This is a genomic window from Streptomyces durocortorensis, from assembly GCF_016901035.1.
GTDB classification, from domain to species: domain Bacteria; phylum Actinomycetota; class Actinomycetes; order Streptomycetales; family Streptomycetaceae; genus Streptomyces; species Streptomyces durocortorensis.
Genome location: NZ_JAFEUF010000288.1, coordinates 3,383 through 7,597 on the forward strand (window position 1 = coordinate 3,383; position 4,215 = coordinate 7,597).

Consider the following 4,215-nt stretch of genomic DNA (forward strand, 5'->3'; position numbering starts at 1 on the left):
CCTTTAGGGGGGGCTGGGTCTTTTTTATACCTGACTGTTAAGCAATCTGCTGCGTATGGGCGGCGGGGGGGGGGGCCGCCGCGGGGGGGGGGGGGGGCCGCCCCCCCCCCCGCCGTGAGTGGATCAGTAGCGGTAGTGGTCGGGCTTGTACGGGCCCTCTACCTCGACACCGATGTACGCCGCCTGCTCGGGGCGCAGGGTCGTGAGCTTGACGCCCAGGGCGTCGAGGTGGAGACGGGCGACCTTCTCGTCCAGGTGCTTGGGCAGCACGTACACGTCGGTCGGGTACTCCTGGGGCTTCGTGAACAGCTCGATCTGCGCGAGGGTCTGGTCCGCGAAGCTGTTGGACATCACGAAGGACGGGTGTCCGGTCGCGTTGCCCAGGTTGAGGAGGCGGCCCTCGGACAGGACGATGAGGACCTTGCCGTCGGCGAACGTCCAGGTGTGGACCTGGGGCTTGACCTCGTCCTTGACGATGCCGTCGATCTGGGCGAGACCGGCCATGTCGATCTCGTTGTCGAAGTGGCCGATGTTCCCGACGATGGCCTGGTGCTTCATCCGGGCCATGTCCTTGGCCATGATGATGTCCTTGTTGCCCGTCGTGGTGATGAAGATGTCGGCCGTCTCCACGACATCGTCCAGCGTGGCGACCTGGTAGCCGTCCATCGCCGCCTGGAGCGCGCAGATCGGGTCGATCTCCGTGATGATCACGCGGGCGCCCTGGCCGCGCAGGGACTCCGCGCAGCCCTTGCCCACGTCGCCGTAGCCGAAGACGACGGCGGTCTTGCCGCCGATGAGGACGTCGGTGGCGCGGTTGATGCCGTCGATGAGGGAGTGGCGGCAGCCGTACTTGTTGTCGAACTTCGACTTGGTCACCGCGTCGTTCACGTTGATCGCGGGGAACAGGAGGGAGCCGTCTCGGTGCATCTCGTACAGGCGGTGGACGCCCGTCGTCGTCTCCTCGGTGACACCGCGGATCTCGGACGCGAGCTGGGTCCACTTCTGCGGGGCCTCGCCGAGGGTGCGGTTCAGCAGGGTGAGGATGTTGGCGTACTCCTCGCTGTCCGCGGTCGACGGGTCCGGGGCGGCGCCCGCCTTCTCGAACTCGACGCCCTTGTGGACGAGGAGGGTGGCGTCGCCACCGTCGTCCAGGATCATGTTCGGGCCGCCGGTGGGGGTGTTCGGCCAGGTCAGCGCCTGCTCCGTGCACCACCAGTACTCTTCGAGCGTCTCGCCCTTCCAGGCGAAGACCGGGACGCCCGCGGGGGCCTCCGGGGTGCCGTTCGGGCCGACCGCGATGGCGGCGGCCGCGTGGTCCTGGGTGGAGAAGATGTTGCAGGAGGCCCAGCGGACCTCGGCGCCCAGGGCGACGAGGGTCTCGATGAGCACGGCGGTCTGCACGGTCATGTGCAGCGAGCCGGTGATCCGGGCGCCGGCCAGCGGCTGGGCGGCGGCGAACTCCTTGCGGATCGACATCAGGCCGGGCATCTCGTGCTCGGCGAGCGTGATCTCCTTGCGCCCGAAAGCGGCGAGGGAGAGGTCGGCGACCTTGAAGTCCTGGCGGTTGGTGGCCGTCGTCATAACGGGCTGCTCCTCGTGATGGGTCGAGGGTGGGCTGTCTGGGCTGACTCTGCGGGGCGGCGGGCACAGGAATGCCCGGGCGATTCGCAGTGCAGTCCGTCGGAGGCCCTCTGTCCCTCGCCCGGCTCGCTGGTGCCAGCCGGTCGACCGCCATCAGCAGCGACGTCTGTTTTCCGTATCCGAATCTACACCGAACGGCCCAGTGAGCCCCAGCCCGTTCGGGGAGAGGGGCGTGTGTGAGGGGTCACCGGGCCGATCGGGGCCGGTGTGCGGTGGGTCAGTGGCCGGAATCGCTCGGGGCGTCGGCCGGGCCGCCGGGCGTCTTGCCGGGGTTGGTTCCGGTCGCGGCGGCCTGCGCGTTGTAGATGTCCGGCTCCAGGTAGATGACCCGGGCGATCGGGACCGCGTCGCGGATGCGGTTCTCGGCTGCGTTGATGGCCTCGGCGACCTCGGCGGCGGTCTCGTCGTGCCGGACCGCGATCTTGGCGGCGACCAGCAGTTCTTCGGGGCCGAGGTGCAGGGTCCGCATGTGGATGATGCCGGTGACGGTGTCGCCGTCCACCACGGCCGCCTTGATCTTCTGGACGTCCTCGATGCCGGCGGACTCGCCGAGCAGGAGGGACTTCGTCTCCACGGCCAGGACGATCGCGATGACGATCAGCAGGATGCCGATGCAGAGGGTGCCGATGCCATCCCAGACGCCGTTGCCGGTGGCGAGGGCGAGGCCGACGCCGCCGAGCGCCAGGATCAGGCCGACGAGGGCGCCGAGGTCCTCCAGCAGGACGACCGGCAGCTCGGGGGCCTTGGAACGGCGGACGAACTCGGTCCAGGAGCGGTCGCCGCGGGTGAGGTTGGACTCCTTGATCGCCGTACGGAAGGAGAAGATCTCGGCGATGATCGCGAAGACCAGGACCCCGACCGGCCAATACCAGGCCTCGATCTCGTGCGGGTGCTTGATCTTCTCGTAGCCCTCGTACACCGCGAACATGCCACCGACCGAGAAGAGGACGATGGAGACGAGGAACGCGTAGATGTAGCGCTCGCGCCCGTAGCCGAAGGGGTGTTCAGGGGTCGCCTCGCGCTTCGCCCTCTTGCCGCCGAGCAGCAGGAGTCCCTGGTTGCCCGAGTCGGCGAGCGAGTGGACGCTCTCCGCGAGCATCGATGAGGAACCACTGAAAAGGAACGCTACGAATTTGGCCACGGCGATCGAGAGGTTGGCGGCGAGTGCCGCCACGATCGCCTTGGTTCCGCCTGACGCGCTCATGAGTGGGTGGTGTCCCTTCGTCGGTGCTCGGCGGCACGTGCCGCCGTGGTGAGGCGGCACATTGTTGCAGCCGCCGGGACGGCCCGTGGGTCAGGCCACCACGGTGGCCCGGAAGAGTGTGCCCGGTCCCGTCGCTTCGACACCCTCGCCGGCCGGGACGTAGGCCGACTCCCCCGGTGCGAGGGCGAGTTCGCCGACCGTGACCGTGCCCGCCGTGCAGAGCAGGATCTGGGGGGTGGGGGCGGTGAGGTCGGTGGGGGCCGCGCCGGACGCGAGGGTGTAGCGGGACAAGGCGAACTCGTCGACCGGGGTCTCGTAGAGCTCCTCGCCCGACGGGGCCGCCTCCGGGCGCAGCACGCCGGGCTCGGTGGCCTCGAAGCGGACGATGCGCAGGAGTTCGGGGACGTCGATGTGCTTGGGAGTCAGGCCGCAGCGCAGCACGTTGTCCGAGTTGGCCATGATCTCGACGCCGAGGCCGTCGAGATAGGCGTGCGGAACGCCCGCCCCGAGGAACAGGGCTTCCCCGGGCTGGAGTTCCACGTAGTTGAGCAGCATCGCGGCGAGGACCCCGGGGTCGCCGGGGAAGTGATGGGCGATGCGGGCGTACGGGGCGTGGGCGCCGCCGAGGCGTTCGGCGGCGGCCGCCGCCTCCGTCACGGTCTCGGCCATCTCCGCCGGGTTCGCGCCGAGGATCGCCGTGAGCACCTCGCGGAGGGCGGCCTCCTCGGGGTGGGCGCGGAGGAGGTCCACGTACGGCTTGAGGGAGTCGACTCCCAGCGCCTCCATCGCGTCCGCCGCCTCGGTGGGCGGGCGGAAGCCGCAGAGGCCGGCGAAGGGGGTGAGGGCGCAGATCAGTTCGGGCTTGTGGTTCGCGTCCTTGTACGTGCGGTGGGGGGCGTCTATCGGGACGCCCCGGGCCTCCTCGTCGGCGTACCCCTCGCGGGCCTGGTCCAGGTCGGGGTGGACCTGGACGGAGAGAGGGGCGCCGGCGGCGAGCAGCTTCAGGAGGAAGGGGAGGCGGGGGCCGAACCGGGCGACGGTCGGCGCGCCGAGCTCGCCTTCCGGGTCGGCGTCGATGGCCTCGGTGAGGGCGAGTTCCGTCTCGCCGGACGCGGTGGTGCGGGTGATACGTGAGGGCGCTCCGGGGTGGGCTCCCATCCACATCTCGGCCTGCGGTTCGCCGGTGGGCGCGATGCCGAGCAGGGCGGGGATGGCCGTGGTGGACCCCCAGGCGTAGGGGCGCACGGTGTTGGACAGCCGGTCCATGGAGTCGTCCTCGGGCAGTCTCTTATACACCAATCCGAGCCCCCGAGACAAGCAGAAAACGCGGATGCTAGGCGCGGCGGTAAAAAACATAAAGGCGAGGGGGG

Annotated in this window: 3 protein-coding genes; all 3 read right to left on the bottom strand. The window is 69.7% G+C overall.

The window, feature by feature from the left end; all coding sequences use genetic code 11:
• Window positions 1-123 precede the first annotated feature (123 nt).
• Window positions 124-1,581, bottom strand: a complete 1,458-nt coding sequence (ahcY, locus tag JS521_RS31535; RefSeq protein WP_205086338.1) for an adenosylhomocysteinase — start codon at window positions 1,579-1,581, stop codon at window positions 124-126.
• 277 nt (window positions 1,582-1,858) lie between these two features.
• Window positions 1,859-2,845, bottom strand: coding sequence for a cation diffusion facilitator family transporter (locus tag JS521_RS31540; RefSeq protein ID WP_205086339.1), 987 nt, complete (start codon window positions 2,843-2,845; stop codon window positions 1,859-1,861).
• 90 nt (window positions 2,846-2,935) lie between these two features.
• A complete protein-coding gene (gene manA / locus JS521_RS31545) occupies window positions 2,936-4,111 on the bottom strand; it encodes a mannose-6-phosphate isomerase, class I (RefSeq protein ID WP_205086340.1) in 1,176 nt (391 codons plus the stop codon).
• Window positions 4,112-4,215: the final 104 nt, after the last annotated feature.